This is a genomic window from Roseomonas sp. 18066 (assembly GCF_902706185.1).
Lineage (GTDB): Bacteria > Pseudomonadota > Alphaproteobacteria > Acetobacterales > Acetobacteraceae > Pseudoroseomonas.
In genome coordinates this window covers 1-384 of the sequence record NZ_CACSJM010000429.1, presented here as the reverse complement: position 1 = coordinate 384, position 384 = coordinate 1, and the positions used below count along the sequence as shown (strand labels likewise).

Annotated in this window: 1 protein-coding gene; it reads left to right on the top strand. The window is 61.2% G+C overall.

Annotated elements, in window-relative coordinates:
- Positions 1-270: sugar ABC transporter permease (locus GVN67_RS29550; RefSeq protein ID WP_200845482.1), on the top strand; the 270-nt coding region annotated here is incomplete at its 5' end.
- Positions 271-384: the final 114 nt, after the last annotated feature.

The following is a 384-nucleotide window of genomic DNA, read 5'->3' as shown; positions in this document are numbered from 1 at the left end:
ATACCCGCCATCCGGGGCGCATTGCTGCTGACCACGATCTTCTCCGTCATCGGGTCGTTCCAACTTTTCAATGAACCCAATCTCCTGCGCGTCATCGCGCCGGCGGCGATCGGACAGGACTACACGCCGAATATGTACGCCTTTCAGCTGTCCTTCGTGAACCAGGATTCGAACTATGCCGCCGCAATTGCTTTCCTCCTGGGGATAGTGATCATGGCGGTCAGCTACGTGGTCCAACTGACTGCCAACAGGAAGGAGAGGGCCTCTTGACCGCCACACTCGCTGACCAGGTGGCGGCGCGAAGCAATGCGGGGAGCCCGCAGCGGCGCCGGCGGTCGGGCAAGAGCACGCTCCTGACCGTCGTCATGCTGTTGTGCCTGGTGT